General features: G+C 67.4%; 16 protein-coding genes. 5 read left to right on the forward strand and 11 right to left on the reverse strand.

Annotated elements, in window-relative coordinates; genetic code table 11:
- Positions 1-17: 17 nt before the first annotated feature.
- The 5 genes from HMPREF2716_RS06985 to HMPREF2716_RS07005 all read right to left on the reverse strand — a co-directional run bounded on the left by HMPREF2716_RS06985 (position 18) and on the right by HMPREF2716_RS07005 (position 5,477).
- On the reverse strand, positions 18-227 hold the full coding sequence (locus HMPREF2716_RS06985; RefSeq protein ID WP_003104324.1) for a hypothetical protein: 210 nt from the start codon (positions 225-227) through the stop codon (positions 18-20).
- A 50-nt stretch (positions 228-277) separates the two neighbouring features.
- Entirely contained in the window at positions 278-1,054 is a 777-nt protein-coding gene (locus HMPREF2716_RS06990; RefSeq protein WP_003112339.1) for a hypothetical protein, read from the reverse strand.
- 97 nt (positions 1,055-1,151) lie between these two features.
- Positions 1,152-3,863, reverse strand: coding sequence for a magnesium-translocating P-type ATPase (mgtA, locus tag HMPREF2716_RS06995; protein WP_003095335.1), 2,712 nt, complete (start codon positions 3,861-3,863; stop codon positions 1,152-1,154).
- Between the two features lie 226 nt (positions 3,864-4,089).
- Positions 4,090-4,308, reverse strand: a complete 219-nt coding sequence (locus HMPREF2716_RS07000) for a hypothetical protein (protein WP_003095337.1) — start codon at positions 4,306-4,308, stop codon at positions 4,090-4,092.
- Between the two features lie 329 nt (positions 4,309-4,637).
- Positions 4,638-5,477, reverse strand: coding sequence for an arylamine N-acetyltransferase family protein (locus tag HMPREF2716_RS07005; RefSeq protein WP_003095340.1), 840 nt, complete (start codon positions 5,475-5,477; stop codon positions 4,638-4,640).
- A gap of 124 nt (positions 5,478-5,601) precedes the next feature.
- On the opposite strand from HMPREF2716_RS07005, the gene HMPREF2716_RS07010 reads away from it, so the two are divergent.
- The gene (locus HMPREF2716_RS07010; RefSeq protein WP_014603340.1) at positions 5,602-6,057 is read left to right on the forward strand and encodes a DUF2214 family protein; all 456 of its coding nucleotides are present in this window, start codon (positions 5,602-5,604) and stop codon (positions 6,055-6,057) included.
- Between the two features lie 4 nt (positions 6,058-6,061).
- Here HMPREF2716_RS07010 and lpdA read toward each other — a convergent pair whose 3' ends face one another.
- Complete coding sequence (gene lpdA, locus HMPREF2716_RS07015; protein WP_003095344.1) at positions 6,062-7,465, reverse strand: dihydrolipoyl dehydrogenase; 1,404 nt, start codon at positions 7,463-7,465, stop codon at positions 6,062-6,064.
- Between the two features lie 172 nt (positions 7,466-7,637).
- Between lpdA and HMPREF2716_RS07020 the strand changes: the two genes are divergently transcribed.
- Together HMPREF2716_RS07020 and HMPREF2716_RS07025 are read left to right on the forward strand one after the other, a co-directional pair.
- The gene (locus tag HMPREF2716_RS07020) at positions 7,638-8,177 is read left to right on the forward strand and encodes a PaaI family thioesterase (protein ID WP_003095346.1); all 540 of its coding nucleotides are present in this window, start codon (positions 7,638-7,640) and stop codon (positions 8,175-8,177) included.
- A 67-nt stretch (positions 8,178-8,244) separates the two neighbouring features.
- The gene (locus HMPREF2716_RS07025; RefSeq protein WP_003112334.1) at positions 8,245-8,805 is read left to right on the forward strand and encodes a TetR/AcrR family transcriptional regulator; all 561 of its coding nucleotides are present in this window, start codon (positions 8,245-8,247) and stop codon (positions 8,803-8,805) included.
- Between the two features lie 4 nt (positions 8,806-8,809).
- Here the strand turns inward: HMPREF2716_RS07025 and HMPREF2716_RS07030 are convergent, their stop codons facing one another.
- Positions 8,810-9,607 (reverse strand): SDR family NAD(P)-dependent oxidoreductase, encoded by a 798-nt coding sequence (locus tag HMPREF2716_RS07030; protein WP_003104334.1) that lies wholly within the window; start codon positions 9,605-9,607, stop codon positions 8,810-8,812.
- Between the two features lie 230 nt (positions 9,608-9,837).
- On the opposite strand from HMPREF2716_RS07030, the gene HMPREF2716_RS07035 reads away from it, so the two are divergent.
- A complete protein-coding gene (locus HMPREF2716_RS07035) occupies positions 9,838-10,455 on the forward strand; it encodes a PAQR family membrane homeostasis protein TrhA (protein WP_003095352.1) in 618 nt (205 codons plus the stop codon).
- Between the two features lie 44 nt (positions 10,456-10,499).
- Here HMPREF2716_RS07035 and cntI read toward each other — a convergent pair whose 3' ends face one another.
- The 4 genes from cntI to cntO are packed head-to-tail and all read right to left on the reverse strand — an operon-like array spanning position 10,500 to position 15,581.
- Positions 10,500-11,354, reverse strand: coding sequence for a pseudopaline transport inner membrane protein CntI (gene cntI, locus HMPREF2716_RS07040; protein WP_003104336.1), 855 nt, complete (start codon positions 11,352-11,354; stop codon positions 10,500-10,502).
- Positions 11,336-12,637: a pseudopaline biosynthesis dehydrogenase CntM gene (gene cntM / locus HMPREF2716_RS07045; protein WP_003095356.1), complete on the reverse strand. Its 1,302-nt coding sequence runs from the start codon at positions 12,635-12,637 to the stop codon at positions 11,336-11,338. The genes cntI and cntM overlap by 19 nt, the downstream gene beginning before the upstream one ends.
- Positions 12,634-13,425: a pseudopaline biosynthesis protein CntL gene (gene cntL, locus HMPREF2716_RS07050; protein WP_003104339.1), complete on the reverse strand. Its 792-nt coding sequence runs from the start codon at positions 13,423-13,425 to the stop codon at positions 12,634-12,636. Before cntL ends, cntM begins: the two co-directional genes overlap by 4 nt.
- Positions 13,426-13,454: 29 nt before the next feature.
- Positions 13,455-15,581 (reverse strand): pseudopaline transport outer membrane protein CntO, encoded by a 2,127-nt coding sequence (gene cntO, locus HMPREF2716_RS07055; RefSeq protein WP_012614593.1) that lies wholly within the window; start codon positions 15,579-15,581, stop codon positions 13,455-13,457.
- Positions 15,582-15,722: 141 nt separating this feature from the next.
- Here cntO and HMPREF2716_RS07060 point away from each other — a divergent pair, with 141 nt between their 5' ends.
- Positions 15,723-16,877 carry an acetyltransferase domain-containing protein gene (locus HMPREF2716_RS07060; protein WP_004347775.1) on the forward strand — a complete coding sequence of 385 codons (1,155 nt, stop codon included), beginning with the start codon at positions 15,723-15,725 and terminating at the stop codon, positions 16,875-16,877.
- Positions 16,878-17,073 lie beyond the last annotated feature (196 nt).

Raw genomic sequence — 17,073 nt, forward strand, 5'->3', positions numbered from 1 at the left:
TCGTGAAGGGAACGGGCTCATTGACCCATGGCCAGCCTGAGCGATGCACGGTTGAGCGCGCTCGAGCAGTCCAGCAGGTATTTCACTTCGACCTGGCTCAGGCGGCCGCTGGCGTATGCGCGCACGCTGACCACCATCAGCAGGTGCGCGGCCTTCGCCAGCAGCCGTGCTGCCAGGCCACAGAGCGCGCGGCGAGACGCGCCCAGGCATTTGCGTACGACGTTCATGGCTGCTTCCTCGGTGGAGGAGCGCGCCGCAGCGCGGCACGCCCTTGGGCTCAGAAACGCAAGGTCGCTCCCGAGACCAGCCATCGCTCGCGCTCGCCGCGCAGGTGGCCGCCGACCAGCAGATCGAGGTCCAGCCGTTCGCCCAGGTGCAGCCGCGGTCCGGCCTGCCAGCCGCTGTCGCCGGCCGACTCGCCGAAGCGTTCGGCGATCAGGGTCAACGGCTGGCCAACGCGGTATTCCATGCCCATGCCCCAGTTCCAGCGATGCCGGCGCTCGCCCTCGGCGTAGGCATGCCCCAGGCCGACCCCGGCGTTCAGGCGCAGGGCCTCGAACGGCTGGTAGCTCAGCGGCAGGTTGAAGCCGGCGCCTTCGAAGGCGTGCCGGCGGTCCAGGTAGAGATCCGCCGAGAGCGCGAAGGCCAACGCCAGGCCGAGGTCGTCGCGGGCCAGCAGCGGTGTCTTCAGCTCGGGGCTGAGGCGGCTGTGCCGATCGCCTGCGTCGCCCTCGCGCACCAGCGCCGCGCCGAGCTGCACCGATGGTAGGGCGGAGAAGGTGCAGGCTGGCGACAGCACCGACTGGTAGCGGTTGCCGTGGTGGCGTTCGCGCTGGTGCCAGGCGTCCAGGTTGCATTCGCCGACGGGGTCGATCTCGCCGTCGTCGACCCGGTAGGCGCCGCCCGCGGCGCGAGCCTCGGACAGCAGCGCCAGCAGCAGGACGCAGGCTAGCGCGGCGGCGACGAAGCCCAGGCGCCAGGACAGGGCGCGTCGCAGCGCGGCCGGCAGCGGTTGGAAAAGGGGCGCCCGCGGGCGCCGGTCGTGCAGGGTCATGATGCGTCTCTCCATGCGTGGGTCCGGTGTGCGTTGCGCGGCGCGGCGAGGCTTGCCGACGCGCCGGGAAAGGCCGGGACGAAGCCCGGCCGATCGCTCAGAACCACTGGCCGAAGCGGCGGATGTAGAGGGTCTTCATGGTCTGCGCGGTGACGCAGTAGCAGAGCAGCGTGCCCACCAGCCAGGGGAAGTACTCCCACGGCAGCGGCTGCAGGCCGACCATCGCCCCCAGCGGCGAGAACGGCACGTAGATGCCCAGCGCCATCACCAGCCCGGTCATCAGCATCACCGGCAGCGCCGCGGTGCTCTGGATGAAGGGAATCTTCTGGGTACGCAGCATGTGCACCACCAGGGTCTGCGAGAGCAGGCCCTCGATGAACCAGCCGGACTGGAACAGCGACTGCATTTCCGGGCTGTTGGCGGCGAACACGAACCACATCAGCGCGTAGGTGGTGATGTCGAAGATCGACGAGGTCGGGCCGATCCAGACCATGAAGCGGCCGATGTTCTTCGAGTCCCACTTGCGCGGCTTGGCGAGGAACTCCTTGTCCATCTTGTCCCACGGCAGCGACAGCTGGGAGATGTCGTACATCAGGTTCTGCAGCAGCAGGTGGATCGCCAGCATCGGCAGGAAGGGGATGAAGGCGCTGGCCACCAGTACCGAGAACACGTTGCCGAAGTTGGAGCTGGCAGTCATGTTCAGGTACTTCATGATGTTGCCGAAGGTCTCGCGGCCCTTGATAACGCCCTCCTCCAGGACCATCAGGCTTTTTTCCAGGAGGATGATGTCGGCCGATTCCTTGGCGATGTCGGTGCCGCTGTCCACCGAGATGCCGACATCGGCATCTCGCAGCGCGGGGGCGTCGTTGATGCCGTCGCCGAGGAAGCCAACGGTGTGTCCGTTGCCCTGCAGGGCCTTGAGCACCCGCGACTTCTGCAGCGGCGTCAGCTTGGCGAACACCGTGCGCTCCTCGGCCAGGCGTTGCAGGGTGGCATCGTCCATCAGGTCGATGTCGCGACCGAGCAGCGGCTCGCCGACGTCCAGGCCGACCTCGCGGCAGATCTTCGCGCTGACCACCGGGTTGTCGCCGGTGAGCACCTTCACCGCCACGCCGTTCTCGCGCAACGCGGCGATGGCCGGGCCGGCGGTTTCCTTCGGTGGATCGAGGAAGGTCAGCAGGCCGGCGATCACCAGGTCGCGCTCGTCGCTGGCGCCGTACTGGGCCTGGGACTCCGTGCGCGAGAGGCTGCGGGTGCCGAGCAGGAGCACGCGGAAGCCGTCGCGGTTGTATTGCTCGGCCAGCGCCAGCAGGGCCCGGCGGCGTTCCTCGTCGAGCGGCAGGTCGACACCGTCCTGGTGCACGCGGGTGGCGATCTCGAGCATTTCCTCGACCGCGCCCTTGCACACCAGCAGGTGTTCGCCGTCCTTGCCCTCGAGGATCACCGAGAGACGCCGACGGACGAAATCGAAGGGCAGTTCGTCGACCTTGCGCCAGGCATCCGACGGCGTGATGCGCGGGTTCTGTTCGACGAAGGCGACCACCGCGCGGTCCATCAGGTTCTTCATCCCGGACTGGTGGAAGCTGTTCAGCCAGGCCATTTGCAGGACCCGGTCGCAGCGCCGGCCGGCAACGTCGACGTGATGCTCGAGGATGATCCGGTCCTGGGTCAGGGTGCCGGTCTTGTCGGTGCAGAGCACGTCCATGGCGCCGAAGTTCTGGATCGCGTTGAGGCGCTTGACCACCACCTTGCGCCGCGACATCGCCACCGCGCCCTTGGCCAGGTTGGCGCTGACGATCATCGGCAGCATTTCCGGGGTCAGGCCGACCGCCACGGCGAGAGCGAACATGAACGCCTCGGTCCAGTCGCCCTTGGTGAAACCGTTGATCAGCAGCACGATCGGCACCATCACCAGCATGAAGCGGATCAGCAGCCAACTGACGCTGTTCACCCCACGGTCGAAGGCGGTCTGCGCCCGCGAACCGACGATGGAACGGGCCAGCGAACCGAAATAGGTGCGCGCACCGGTGGCAACCACCACCGCGGTGGCCGTGCCGCTGACCACGTTGGTGCCCATGAAGCAGATGTTCGGCAGTTCGAGCAGGTCCTGCTGGTCGGCGGCGATCCGCTTGGCGGACTTCTCGCGGACCGCGCCGAGGGTGTCGTATTTCTCCACCGGCAGCGCCTCGCCGGTGAGTACGGCCTGGCTGATGAACAGGTCGCGCGATTCGATCAGGCGGATGTCGGCGGGGATCATGTCGCCGGCGGACAGGCGCACGATGTCGCCGACCACCAGTTCGCCCATGGGGATTTCCCGCAGCTCGCCGCGCATCCCGCGCTCGTCGCGGCGCAGCACGGTGGCGGTGTTCCGCACCATGGCCTTGAGCGCCTCGGCGGCCTTGCCCGAACGGTATTCCTGCCAGAAGCGCATCAGGCCGCTGACCAGGACCATGCAGAGGACGATGATGACGCCGGTGAGATCGGTTTCCTCACCGTCCTGCAGGGGCAGCCAGAAGTCGGTGAAGAAGCTGATCGCAGAGAGCGTCATCAGCACGTAGATGAAGGGGTTGTTGAACGCCTGCAGCAATTGCACCAGGACGTGTGGCGGACGGTCGTGGGCCACTTCGTTGGGGCCGTCGGCGTGCAGCCGGGCGGCGGCCTCGGCCTGGTCGAGGCCATCCTGGCGACCGCGGACGTTGGTGAGGGTGGTTTCCAGGCTGTTCTGCGCTTCGCGGGCGGCGCGCATGGACAGTCGGTCGTTGCGGCGCTCGGTATCGAGCTGGGTATTGCGTTGGGTCGCTACGCTCATGACTCGGTCTCCTGTCGCGAGCTGCGCGACGGCGACACGAGTCGGTTGCCGGTCAGGTGACAGGCAAAGGCGTGCCGGGTCGCGATGTTCGCGATCGGTGGGAAGAATGTTCGGCTTGTCCGGGTGAGGCCCACTGCGCGCGGCCGCTCAGGCGGCACGCAGCAGGCCGACTTGGTGGTTCGTCCATGGCAGGCTCCTTGTGCGAAGGGTTGGGCAGGAGAAAGCGTCAGCCGCGCATCGGGCGGCGACCGCTCTCAGGGTTCTCTTCGACCTGCGTCTCCAGGCGGCGATACTCCAGGCGACCGCCGGCCGGGTCGACACGCCAGGCGAGGCTCGCAGGATGGCCGTGGCCGGGAAGGATCGCGCCGGGGGACTGCGCGGCGCGCACGCGCATCTTCGCCACGAAGGCGGATACGCCGGGGGATACCGAATTCTCGAAGTTCATGACTCACCTGTACCCGGCGTGCCGGACACGGGTGAGAAGCAGTGGGTCAGCCCAGGATGCCGCTCAACCGACCGACCCGTTGCGGGTTCCGTCGTGCGTTGGTTTGGGTCATCGCACCAGCCGGCATCTGCTGGGCCGGGCGACGACTACTGGGAATACTGTCCATGGCTCTCTTCGTAGGGGGAAAGAAAGTGCCCGGCTCTGCGGGCGGGGGTTTTATAGACCTCTTGCCAGACGAGGTCAACCGAAAAAGCCGTTTCGTTCAGGCTTCTATGGAACATCGGAAAATTCCCGCAGGAGTCCGGCGAAAAGACACCGGCCAAAAGCGCTCAGGCGGAGATCAGTCCCGCCAGCCGTCGCGCCAGCGCCGGCACTTCGGAGGCCGGGTCGAGGCGCAGGCGAAAACGGGTCTGCAGGATGTCCAGCAGTTCCTCGACGTCGCGCAGTTGGCGCTGCAGCGTCTCGCCGTTGCCGGCGCGCTGGCCGAACAGCCCGTCGGCCAGGGTCAGGCGCAGGTCGCCCTCGGTTATGGCGGCCTTCAGGCCCTGGCGGAACACGCTGTGCGGGTGGGTCGAGGTGTACCAGTTGCGCGGGATGTAATCGATCCACAACTGCGGGCGCAGGTCGAAGCGGTACAGCGGCAGCCAGCCGCTGCGACCGCGCACGGCGCTTTCGTAGAGACCGGCGTGCGGGTCGACCAGGCGCACGCAATGCACCTGTCCGGCGTCCGCCTCGTCGCCCGGCAAAGGCAGTGCTCGCGGCGGATTGGCCGAGCCGAAGCCGACATCCACCAGGAACTCGCCCTCCGCCAGGTACAGACGCAGCATCAGATGCGATTGCTGGGTCAGCGGCGCGTCCTCCGGGAGTCCCCAGCGTACCCGTGCCACCAGCAGTTCCAGCTCGTAGCCGAGGGCCAGCAGCAGGCGGGCGAACAGCGAGTTGAGTTCGAAGCAATAACCGCCGCGGCTGCCCTCGACGACCTTGGCGAAAACCTTGTCGGCGTCGATCTCGATGGGACGGTCGAGCAGCACGTCGAGGTTCTCGAAGGCGACCCGGCGCAGATGCGCGTCGATCAGTCGGTCGAGACTCGCCAGACTCGGCGGACCGGGATCGTCGATGCCGATATGGTGCAGGTAGGCATGGGTCTGCTCGGGCGTCAGCGGGGTCATGGCGGGCTCCGGAAAATGGCCAGCTCGATTCTAGACGCATTCTCGGGGAATACCGGAAGCGCCGTCAGGCACATTGGCCCGGGGTCTGCTTGACTGTGCCCATCCCACCCCGAGGAGCGCCGCCATGGCCCAGGCAATCGTCGCCTACCTGCACTACCTGTCGATCTTCCTGCTGTTCGCCCTGCTGGTGTTGCAGCACCGCCTGCTGCGCCTGCCGCTGGACCTGGAGCGCGCCCGCAGCCTGGCGGCGATCGACCGCGGCTACGGCCTCTGCGCCCTGGCGGTACTGGCCAGCGGGCTGGCGCGGGTGCTGTGGTACGGCAAGGGCCTCGACTATTACCTGCACAATGGCCTGTTCCACGCCAAGGTCGGGCTATTCGTCCTCGCTGCCCTGGTCTCGCTGTTGCCGACCGTTACCTTCCTTGGCTGGCGCGGCGCCCTCAAGGCCGGCGAAGTGCCGGCGGTGACGCCGGCCCGGGGCCGGCGGGTGGTCATGGCGGTGCGCCTGCAACTGCTCCTGCTGCTGGTCATTCCGTTGCTGGCTACGCTGATGGCGCGCGGCTTCGGCATGCGCGGCTGAGCCCTCAGTTCTGCATGGCCCGGCCATGCACGTCCATCGCCGCCTGGCGCAGCGCCTCGGAGCGGGTCGGATGCGGATGGCAGGTCAGCGCGAGGTCCTCCGCCGAGGCGCTGAACTCCATGGCCACGCAGGCTTCGCCGATCATCTCGCTGACGCCCGGCCCGATCATGTGCACGCCGAGCACCTGGTCGCTGCGGGCATCGGAGAGGATCTTGATGAAGCCTTCGCTCTCGTGGTTGATCTTCGCCCGGCTGTTGGCGCTGAACGGGAAGCGTCCGACCTTGTACTCGCGCCTCGCCGCCTGCAGCTGCTCCTCGCCGAGGCCGACGCTGGCCACTTCCGGCTGGGTGTAGATGACCGACGGAATCACCTCGGCGTTCATCTCCGCCGCATGCCCGGCGATCCGCTCGATGCAGACGATCGCCTCTTCCTCGGCCTTGTGCGCCAGCATCGGTCCCGAGGTCACGTCGCCGATCACCCAGACGCCCGGCGCCGCGCTGCGCTGTCCCTGGTTCTCCAGCATGCCGCGACGATCGCTGGCCAGGCCGACCGTCTCCAGCCCCAGTCCTTCGGTATAGGGGCGCCGGCCGATGGCCACCAGCACGTAGTCCGCCTGCAGCGATTCCGTAGCGCCGCCGGCGGCCGGTTGCAGGTCGAGTTCGACGCCCTGCTCGCCACTGCGCGCGGCGACCACGCGGGTGCCGAGGCGAAACCGCATGCCCTGGCGGGTCAGGGCGCGCTGCAGGGTCCTTGCGGTTTCCCCATCCAGCCCCGGGCAGATCCGCTCGAGGTACTCCAGCACCGTGACCTGTGCGCCCAGCCGGCGCCAGACCGAACCAAGCTCCAGGCCGATCACGCCGGCGCCGATCACCACCAGGTGGCGAGGCACTTCGACCAACTCCAGGGCGCCGGTGGAGTCGAGGATGCGCTGGTTGTCCACAGGCACGCCGGGCAGCGGCGCCGGTTCCGAACCGGTGGCGATGACGATGTCGCGCGCCTCCAGTTGCGCGTGGCCGCCGTCGGCAAGGGCCACGCCGACCCGGCCCTCGCCTTGCAAGCGCGCCCAGCCCTTGATCCACTGCACCTTGTGCTTGCGGAAGAGGAATTCGACGCCACGGGTCAGGGCGGCGACGCTCTCGTCCTTCTGCTTCATCATCTGCGCCAGGTCCAGTTCCGGGCTGACCCGGATGCCGAGCCGGGCGAACTCGCCGCCGCTCGCCGCGGCGTATAGCTCCGAGGCGTGCAACAGGGCCTTGGACGGCATGCAGCCGACGTTCAGGCAAGTCCCGCCGAGGGTTTCGCGACCCTCCACGCAGGCCACCTTCAGGCCCAGCTGGCCGGCGCGAATGGCAGCGTTGTAGCCCCCCGGACCGGCGCCGATCACGATCACGTCATAGCTTTCCATCATCCTGCTCCTCGGTTGTCCCGCCACGGCCCCCTCAGCGTAGGCGACGCCGGCGCAAATAGAGGAAACGCCGCGTAGAGGGACCGAAAGCGATTGTATTTCGCTCGTCATGCAAAGCTTATATGATGACCGTAATTTTCCTGCAACCCTTTCCCACCACGACAGGAGCACTACCATGGAACAGCCCGGCCGCGAAGATCGCCTGAACGCCTGGATCGCCACCGAACGGGCCGCCCGCGCCCGCCTCGGCGCCAGCGGAACCCTGGAGCTGGCGCAAGTCGCCGCGCTCTCCCCGCAGGAGTTCTTCGACCGCATCGGCAGCGGCCAACTGCCCTGTCCGCCCTACGGCGAACTGGTCGACTTCGTTCCCATCGAGTGGTCCGAAGGGCGCTTCCTGTTCCAGGGCACCCCGGACCGCCGCCACTACAATCCGCTGGGTAGCGTGCACGGCGGCTACGCCGCGTCGCTGCTGGACTCCTGCATGGGCTGCGCGATCCATACCCGGCTCCAGGCCGGCCAGGGCTATACCACCACCGACCTGCGGATCAGCTACCTGCGCGCGCTGACCGACAAGGTCGGCCCGGTGCGCGCCGAAGGCCGGGTGGTGCACCTCGGCCGCTCGACGGCGGTCGCCGAGGGCCGGTTGTACGATGTCGACGACCGTCTCTACGCCGTCGGCTCGACCACCTGCCTGGTCCTGCACATGGCCGGATGAACGCGGCTTCGCCAGGGAAGGCCGCCAGGCGTTAAGATGACGACCTGCATTCCAAGGTATCGAAGCCATGCGTTATCCCGAAGACCACAAGCAGAAGACCCGCCGGCGTATCGTCGAGGAGGCTGCCCGGCTGTTCCGCCAGGACGGCGTCGGCGCCACCGGGCTGCAACCGCTGATGAAGGCCCTGGGCCTGACCCATGGCGGCTTCTACGCGCACTTCAAGTCCAAGGACGACCTGGTGGAAACCGCGTTGCGGCATGCCGCGGCGCAACTCGACGAAATCACCGCGCCCCTGGCGGAGGCGGAACGACCGCTGGCGCTGCTGATAGAGCAGTACCTGTCGCCGCGTCACCGCGATAACCCCGGCGCCGGCTGCCCGTTGCCGACCCTGTCGGCGGAACTCGGCCAGCGCGGCACGCCGAGCCCGACCACCGACAGCATCGTGCGCAAGCGCCTGGCGATGATCGAAGCGGCCCTGGAGGGCGAGGACGCAGGCGAGCGCGCCGTGCTGCTGCTCGCTTCGCTGGTCGGCGCGCTGCAACTGTCGCGCAGCGTGCAGGATGAGGCGCTGTCGCAACGGATACTGGAAGCGACGCGCAAGAAGCTGCTGGAGCAGATGGAGCGCTAGGGCCTCAGCCGAGGTAGCGCTCGGCCGGCCGCTGCCGCGACAGATTGGGCGCGAGCCTGGCCCGCGCCGTCATCAGCGCCTGCCAATCGGCCGCATCCGGCAACGACGGGATGGTCACCGCTTCACGCCGATCGAAACCGACCAGCGCTGCCTCCACCAGATCCTCGACCTCCATCACCATCTCCGCGGGAATCCCGGCGATTCCGGCGCCGCTGCGCTCCCAGATCTCGGTACGGGTGACGCCGGGCAGCACCGCCTGGACGTAAACGCCGCTGCCGGCCAGCTCGTGCTGCAGCGACTGGCTCAGGCTCAGCACGTAGGCCTTGGTCGCGCTATAGACGGCATTGAACAACTCCGGCGCCAGCGCCACCACCGAACCAAGGTTGACGATGGCGCCGCCGCCACGCCGGCGGAACCCCTCCGCCGCGCCGGCAGCCAGGCGGGTCAGGGCCACTACGTTGAGGGCGATCATCCGCTCCGCCCGGTCCATGTCGGCATCGGCCAGCGGACCGTTCATCGCCACGCCGGCGTTGTTCACCAGCAACGCGATCGAGGCGTCGTCGCGCAACCGTCGCTCGACCCGCAACCTATCGTCGCGCTCGGACAGGTCGGCGCGCAGGATCTCCACCCTGACCCCGTGGGCTTGGCGAAGTCGATCCGCCAGGGCTTCCAGGCGTTGCCGGTCGCGCGCCACCAGCAACAGGTCGTGGCCACGGCGGGCCAAGTGCTCGGCGTAGGTCGCGCCGATTCCGGAAGAGGCGCCGGTGACCAGGGCGACGCCATTGCCAATCTGTTCGTTCATGTGGGTTCTCGCTGGAAAAAAGCCTGACCGCTGACAGCGGCTGTTTATATTACACACTTAATATTATGAACATAATTAAAACCGTCAAGCCTTTATCCGTTCCAACGAGCAGGGAGGGATGAGGAAAACCTTCATGCAACCGTCACGGAAAACGCCAATAAAAGGTCAGGACCCACACCACCCCGACATGCCCTACCATGGCGTTGTACATCGCGGGAGGATCATGCGTCATGTATCACGGTGAAAGACTCAATGCCTGGACCCACCTGATCGGTGCGGTCGCCGCCTGTACCGGCGCCGTCTGGCTGACGGTCCAGGCGAGCCTCAACGGCAGTCCGTGGAAGATCGTCGGGGTCGGCGTCTACGGCGTCACCCTGACGCTGCTCTACAGCATCTCGACCGCCTACCACAGCGTGCGCGGGCGAGCGAAGGTGGTGATGCGCAAGCTCGACCACCTGTCCATCTACCTGCTGATCGCCGGCAGCTACACGCCTTTCTGCCTGGTCACGCTGCGCGGTCCCTGGGGCTGGACGCTGTTCGGCATCGTCTGGGGCCTGGCGGTACTCGGCATGCTCCAGGAGATCAAGCCACGCTCCGAGGCGCGAGTGCTGTCGGTGGTGATCTACGCGGTGATGGGCTGGATCGTGCTGATCGCGGTGAAACCGCTGCTCGCCGCCCTCGGCAGCGCCGGCTTCACCTGGCTGGCGGCCGGCGGCGTGCTCTATACCGTAGGGATCGTCTTCTATGCCTATGACCACCGCTTCCGCCACTGGCATGGCATCTGGCACCTGTTCGTGATCGCCGGCAGCCTCCTCCACTTCGTGGCGATCTGGCGCTACGTACTCTAGGCGCGGTCCGGCGCGAAGCAGCGGGAGCTGGTCGCGCCGGAGGCTCAGCCCTTCTTCGTCCGCGACAGCGCGATGCACGCCACCACGATCAGCACGCCGCCGGCGATGGTCAGCGCGTCCGGCACCTCGCTCCAGAACAGCCAGCCCCAGCCGGCGTTGAAGACGATGCCGATATAGCGGGTCACCGCAACGATGGTCGCGCTCTCGTGACTGAAGGCGCGGGTTAGGAACACCTGGCCGAGTAGCGATACCACCCCGATGGCCAGCAGCAGCCCCCACTCGCGCAGCGTCGCCGGCACCACGAAGTCGTTCCACATCAGCGGGATGGCCACCAGGGTGGCCACCGCCAGGAAGTAGAAGACGATCTCGTAGGTATGGTGCCGCGCGCTCAGTTGGCGGATCGCCACCGAGGCACCGGCGGCGAACACCGCACTGAGCAGGCCGACCACGGCGTATACCGAGTAGCTGGAATAGCTGAACGGCTTGACGATCATCAGCGCGCCGAGCACCACCACCAGCAACAGCCAATAGACCGCCCGGGGAATCCGCTCGCCGAGGAACAGCGCGGAGAAGAGGATGACGAAGAACGGCGACATGTGCGCCAGGATGCTCGCGTCCGCCAGCGGGATATGGGCGATGGCGTAGAAATAGCAGACCAGGTACAGCGCCCCCATCACCCCGCGCACCAGCAGCATCGGCACGCCCTGGCGCGACAGGGCGACACCGGCCTGGCGCATCAGCAGATAGATCAGCAGGGTACCGATGGCGCTGCGGAAGAACACGATCTCGGCAGCCGGCAGGGTGGCGCTGGCTTCCTTGACCAGGGCGTTCATCACGCTGAAGGTGAAGGACGCCAGCACCGCCAGCAGCACCCCGCTCTTCAGCAGGTCGAGCACCATTGGCGATAGATGGCGTCCGCCGCCGGACGGCTGTCGATCGGATACAGGCTTGGATGGCACTGGCTCGCTCCTTGGCAATCGATGAATCGGGACACGGCGTTCTCGTAGCTCGCCAACAGGCTGCGCGCCTGCGGCATGGCCAGGTCGAAGTGGGCGGCCAGCGCGACGATCAGCGCCAGCTTGCGATAGTCCTCCAGCGGCACCCGCGGGAGCCGCCAGAGTCCGTCTTCGTCGCGACTGACGCGGCGGAACGGCACGGCGGAAAAGTCGAAGTGGCGACCCTGCTCGTCGGCCGGAGAGAACGGATCGACCAGCAACGCCGCGTAGCGCACGAACAGCAGGTATTCCTGGCGCTCGGCGCCGGCCTCGGCGAAGCCGTCGATGGCCGCGCGCGGCAGCATCGTCTCGTGCACCGGGTAGTTGTCGTCGTTGAGGAACCGCAGCAGGTTCAACGGCTCGGCGCCCATCCGCCGCAACAGTTCGCTCAGCTCGCACCACAGCCGCCGCATGGCGCCAATGGCCCCGGGGGTGATAGGTCCCTCCGGGTAGAGCTTGTACATGAAACCGGGCGGCCCCTGCTCGGAAAGTATCCGGGCGAGGGCGAACTCGCCGAGAAAGAACGGACTGTGCACGTAGGTGGTGACGTTGCGGCCCTCCGCCGCTTCCGGCGTCGCCAGGGGTACCACCTCCACCCCGCTGCCGGCCAGGACTCGCCGCCAGGTCTCCCGCGCCGGGCAGTCCGGCCGGCTGGAACCCAGGTAGACCCTGCGCTTGACCGCCTTGGTCAGGGCCCGCAGCGGTTGTGTCTCGTCGATCACCTTGGTCGCCGCGTAGTAGCTGGACAGGCTCAGCACGGTCGCCTGGCACCCCGCCGGCAGGGCGCTGCGCACCAGCAGGTTGGCGCCGATGAAGGCGGACACCAGCAGCAGCGTGCGCACCCCGCCGAGTCGCTCCCAGGGCAACCCGCGGACCACGTCCAGGTAACTGTCGGCCGGCACGCAGAGCACCAGGGTCTGCCAATCGTCGCGAAGCTCAGCGGGGTCCTGGTGGAAGACGTCCAGCGCGGCGTTGCCGGACAGCCAGCGATGCTGCCCCTGCCCTTCCAGCTGCAGGCAGGCGCCGCGCGCCAGGGCCTCGGCGATCCGCTGGCTGCGCCGGCCGGGATGGTTCAGCGCGCCGAGGCGACCGGCACCGTGGCGGCGCAGGTCCAGCGCGACCTGGATCGCCACCGCGCCCAGACCGACCAGCAGGACGTTGCCCAGGCTCTCATCAGCGGCATTCATCGACCGGCCTTCTCCAGGATCAGGGTGTCGTATAGCGGCTGGCTGACCCGCTCCGCGCAAACCCGCCAGCCCTCCAGTTCGGCCGGTTCCACCGGGTAGTTGAACAGTCCCTTGATGCCGCTGCCGTGACGCAGCAGGACCTTGGCGTCGGCGCGCATGACCTGGCGGATCTGCGCCAGCACCGCGCTTTTCTGCTGCACCAGCGAAGCGATCAGGAAATGCGTGGCATCGCGGGAAAACGCCAGTTCCGCCGGCGGCAGCGAGGAAAACTGCATGCGCGCCTCCAGCCCCTGGCAGCGGGCGATCTCGCGGGCACAGCCCAGGGCCTCCTCGTCGATGTCCAGGCAGCACAAATGTGCGCCGACCTCCCGCGCCAGCACCAGGGCCGAGGTCGGCAGGGCACCGGAGCCGACGAACAGGACCCGTGCATCGGCATCTATCCCGGCGCTGTCGAGTTCGCCGCGGATGGATTCCAGCAGGCTACCCAGGTAGCGGCCCATCTCGCCGGGTTCATGCAGCACGCCCTGGCAAAGGTGCTTCTCCAGTTCGCAGAGGGCCTGCACCGCCGCGTCGCGCAGGCGCAGGCCGAGCGCCTGCAACGCAGGGTCGTCCGAATCGGCCTGCCACTGCGCCCGGCTGCAATCCTCCCCGATCAGTCCGCTCAGACGGTCGAGCTTGCGCCTGAGGATCTCGTAGCAGCCGCAACACTCGCGGGCATAGACGGTGAGCAGGCGAATCTCGCATTCCAGTTCGCGGAGGGTTTCCAGCAGCGGTGTGCGTCCTTGCATGGCATGGCTTCCTGGCGGCGGTAGAGGGCTCAGTAGTTCAGGGTCAGGCTCATGGTCAGGTTGCGCGGCTCGCCGGGGGCGACCCAGACGTTGTTATAGGAACGCTCGTAGTAGCGACGATCGAAGAGGTTGTTGACGTTCACCCCGAGGGTCGCATTGCTCGCCAGCGGATAGTGCGCGAGCAGGTCGACGGTGGTGTAGGCCGGCAGTTCGAAGCCGCTGTCGCTGCTGTCGCCGGCGCGCTCGCCGACATAGTTGAGCGCCGCGCCGGCGTCGGCGCCGTGCAGCCAGCCTTCGCGAAACTCGTAGACGCCCATCAGGCTGCCGCTGTGCTTCGGCACGTTGAGCAGGCGGCTGCCACGGGCGATGTTCTCGTCCTTGGTCACTTCGGCGTCGATATAGGCGTAGGCGCCGATCAGCCGCAACTGCTCGGTGAGCTGGCCGCTGAACTGCAGGTCGAAGCCCTGGCTGCGCGCCTCGCCGGCGGTCTGCTGGTAACCGGGATTGCTCGGGTCGGCGGTGAGCACGTTCTTCTTTTTCAGGTGGAACGCGGCGAGGGTCAAGCCCAGCCGGCCATCGAGCAGGTCGAGCTTCACCCCCGCCTCGTAGCCGCGCCCCTCCTCCGGGTCGAAGGCCTTGCCGGCCATGTCGGTACCGCCATTGGGCTTGAAGGATTTCGAGGCGTTGGCGAACAGGCCGACCTCCGGGGTCGCCTGGTACAGCACGCCGATGCGCGGGGTGGCGGCACGCTGGGTCTGCTGCGAGCTGGTGTCGCGGAAGCGGCCATTGTTCAGGCGCGTGGCGTTCATGTCCTGGCGGTAGCGGTCGAAGCGCACGCCGAGCAGGCCGCGCCATTTCTCGCTGAACTCGATCTGGTCCTGCAGGTTGAGGGCCATCGCGTCGACTTCCTCGTGGTTGCGGTCGTCGCGTCCGAAGGGTGGTTTCGGCTGGCCGTAGACCGGCCGGCGGATGTCGATGGCATAGGGGTTGCGCGACGGGATGCTACGCAGGATCAGTTCGTCGTTGTGGTAGCGCTCGTACTCCAGGCCCATCAGCAACTGGTGGCGGATCGAGCCGGTATGGAGGTCGCCGAGCAGGTCGAGCTGGGTGATGCTGTCGTGCCACTCGAAGTCGCGGTAGCGGTACTCCCGGCGCAGGCTGTAGCCGTCGGCGGCGAGGCTGGAGTTCTCCGAGGCGTAGCCGTCCAGGTGGCCATGCTTGTAGTGGCTGGCCAGGCGCAGGCTCCACTGCTCGTTGAAGTGATGGCGCAGGGTGGCCTGGAGGGTTTCGTTGTTGTTGTCGATCTTGCCGTCGTCCGGTTCGCCGAAGAACCGCGAGCGCGGCAGGCTGCCCAGGTGGTTGTGCGGCGCCACGGTGCCGCGGTCGAAGACCTGGCGGTTGCGCACCACCTCGGCTTCCACCAGCAACGAGGTGTCCGGGTCCAGTTGCCAGCTGAACGATGGCGCCACCAGCAGGCGCTGGCCGTCGGCGTAGTCGCGGAAGCCCTTGCTGTCCTCCACCGCCAGGTTCATCCGGTAGAGCAGGTCGCCCTCTTCGTCCAGCGGCGTGTTCAGGTCCAGGGTCGAGCGGTAGCGGTCCCAACTGCCGGCGCTGGCATGCAGGCGGGCGAAGCGCTCGGCCTGGGGCTTCTTGGTCACCAGGTTCACCGTGCCGCCGGGATCGCCGCGCCCGTACAGGCTGGAGGCCGGTCCCTTGAGGATTTCCACGCGCTCGATGGTGGCGCTGTCCGGGGCGTTCATATAGCCGCGGTTGGCGCTGAAGCCGTCGCGGTAGAACTCCGAAGTGGTGAAGCCACGGACGTTGTACTCGAACATCGTCAGGCCGCCGAAGTTGTTCTGCCGCGAGACCCCGCCGGCGAAGTCCAGCGCCCGTTCGATACGAGCGCTGTCAAGGTCGTCGAGCACCTGGCGCGGCACCACGCTGATGGCTTGCGGGATGTCCTCGATACGGGTGTCGGTGCGCGTCGCGCTGGCCGTCCGATTGGCCCGGTAGCCCTGCACCGGGCCCTCCGCGCGCTCCGCTTCGGCGGTGACAGTGAGGACCTCCAGCTCCGCGGGACTTTCCGTTTCCGCCCAGAGCGCCGGACTGCTGCAACCGAGGCCGACACCGAGGACAAGCGACACACTGACTCTCATGGGAAATCGCACCAGAAAAGAAATGATATACTATAACGCTACCAGTTCGATTCCGGCCTCGCAATACAATGCCCGGCTCTATCTCGCTTCTCGCCGCCAGGCTGTGATACTCATCCCTCTTTTCCGACGACCAGCCCAGCCATGCCCAACTCCGTCTCCAATTCCTCCCGCCTGCACAGCATCGACGCCCTGCGCGGCCTGGTGATGCTGTTCATGCTGCTCGACCATGTCCGCGAGACCTTTTTCCTGCACCGCCAGGTCGGCGACCCGATGGACGTCGCCAGCACCGAGCCGGCGCTGTTCCTCAGCCGCACCCTGGCGCACCTGTGCGCGCCGGTGTTCGTCTTCCTCACCGGCCTGTCGGCATTCCTCTACGGCGAGAAGCACCAGGGACGCCGGGCGGTCTCGGCGTTCCTGTTCAAGCGCGGGTTGTTCCTGGTGGCGCTGGAACTGACCCTGGTGAACTTCGCCTGGACCTTCCAGTTGCCGCCGACGGTGATCTACCTCCAGGTGATCTGGGCGATCGGCCTGAGCATGCTCGCCCTGGCCGCCCTGCTCTGGTTGCCGCGCCCTCTGCTCGCGGCGCTCGGCGTGCTGCTGGTGGCCGGCCACAACCTGCTCGATCCGCTGCATTTCGCTCCCGGCTCGGCCTGGCACCTGCCGTGGGCGGTGCTCCACGACCGCGGCTGGATCGAAGCGGGCGACGCCCTGCGCCTGCGCACCTCCTACCCCCTGCTGCCGTGGATCGGTGTGATCGCCCTGGGCTATGCCGCAGGCAACTGGTTCAGCGGCGCCACGCCGGCAACCACGCGCCGACGCTACCTCCTGGCGGGCGGTGGCGGGCTGCTGCTCGGCTTCATCCTGCTGCGCCTGCTCAACGGCTATGGCGAGAAACCCTGGGCCTTCGGCGAGACGCCGGCGATCACCCTGATGGGCTTCTTCAACGTCACCAAGTATCCGCCGTCGCTGCTGTTCCTCGCCCTCACCCTGGGAATCGGCCTGCTGCTCCTGGCCTGGTTCGAACGCCTGGACTGGAGCGGTCGCGGCAAGGCCCTGGTGGCGTTCGGCGGAGCGCCGATGTTCTTCTACCTGCTGCATCTCTACCTACTGAAGCTGCTGTACCTGCTGGCGCTGGCGATCTGGGGCGCCAACCGGGGCGACTACTTCGGTTTCTCCTCGGTGCCGGCGCTATGGCTGTGCAGCATCCTGCTGGCCGTGGCGCTGTACCCGGCGGTGCACTGGTTCGCCGGTTTCAAGGCGCGGCGGCGGGATATCGCCTGGTTGAAATACTTCTGAGGCGCGGAGCATCCAGGAGCCGCTGGAAACGTCCGGCCCTTCCCCCCCACGGGTAGGACGAATGATGCGAAGCGTTATCCGCCGGACACAGCAGGCAACCACGCCGACGTCCACCGCCGGCAGGGAAGTAGAAATGAAGGGTTGCGCGGAACTCCCAGACAACGGAAACGAAACGGCCGGCGGGCGCCTCGCGCCC

The sequence above is a fragment of the Pseudomonas sp. HMSC076A11 genome, from assembly GCF_001810205.1.
In the GTDB taxonomy this organism is placed as follows: domain Bacteria; phylum Pseudomonadota; class Gammaproteobacteria; order Pseudomonadales; family Pseudomonadaceae; genus Pseudomonas; species Pseudomonas aeruginosa.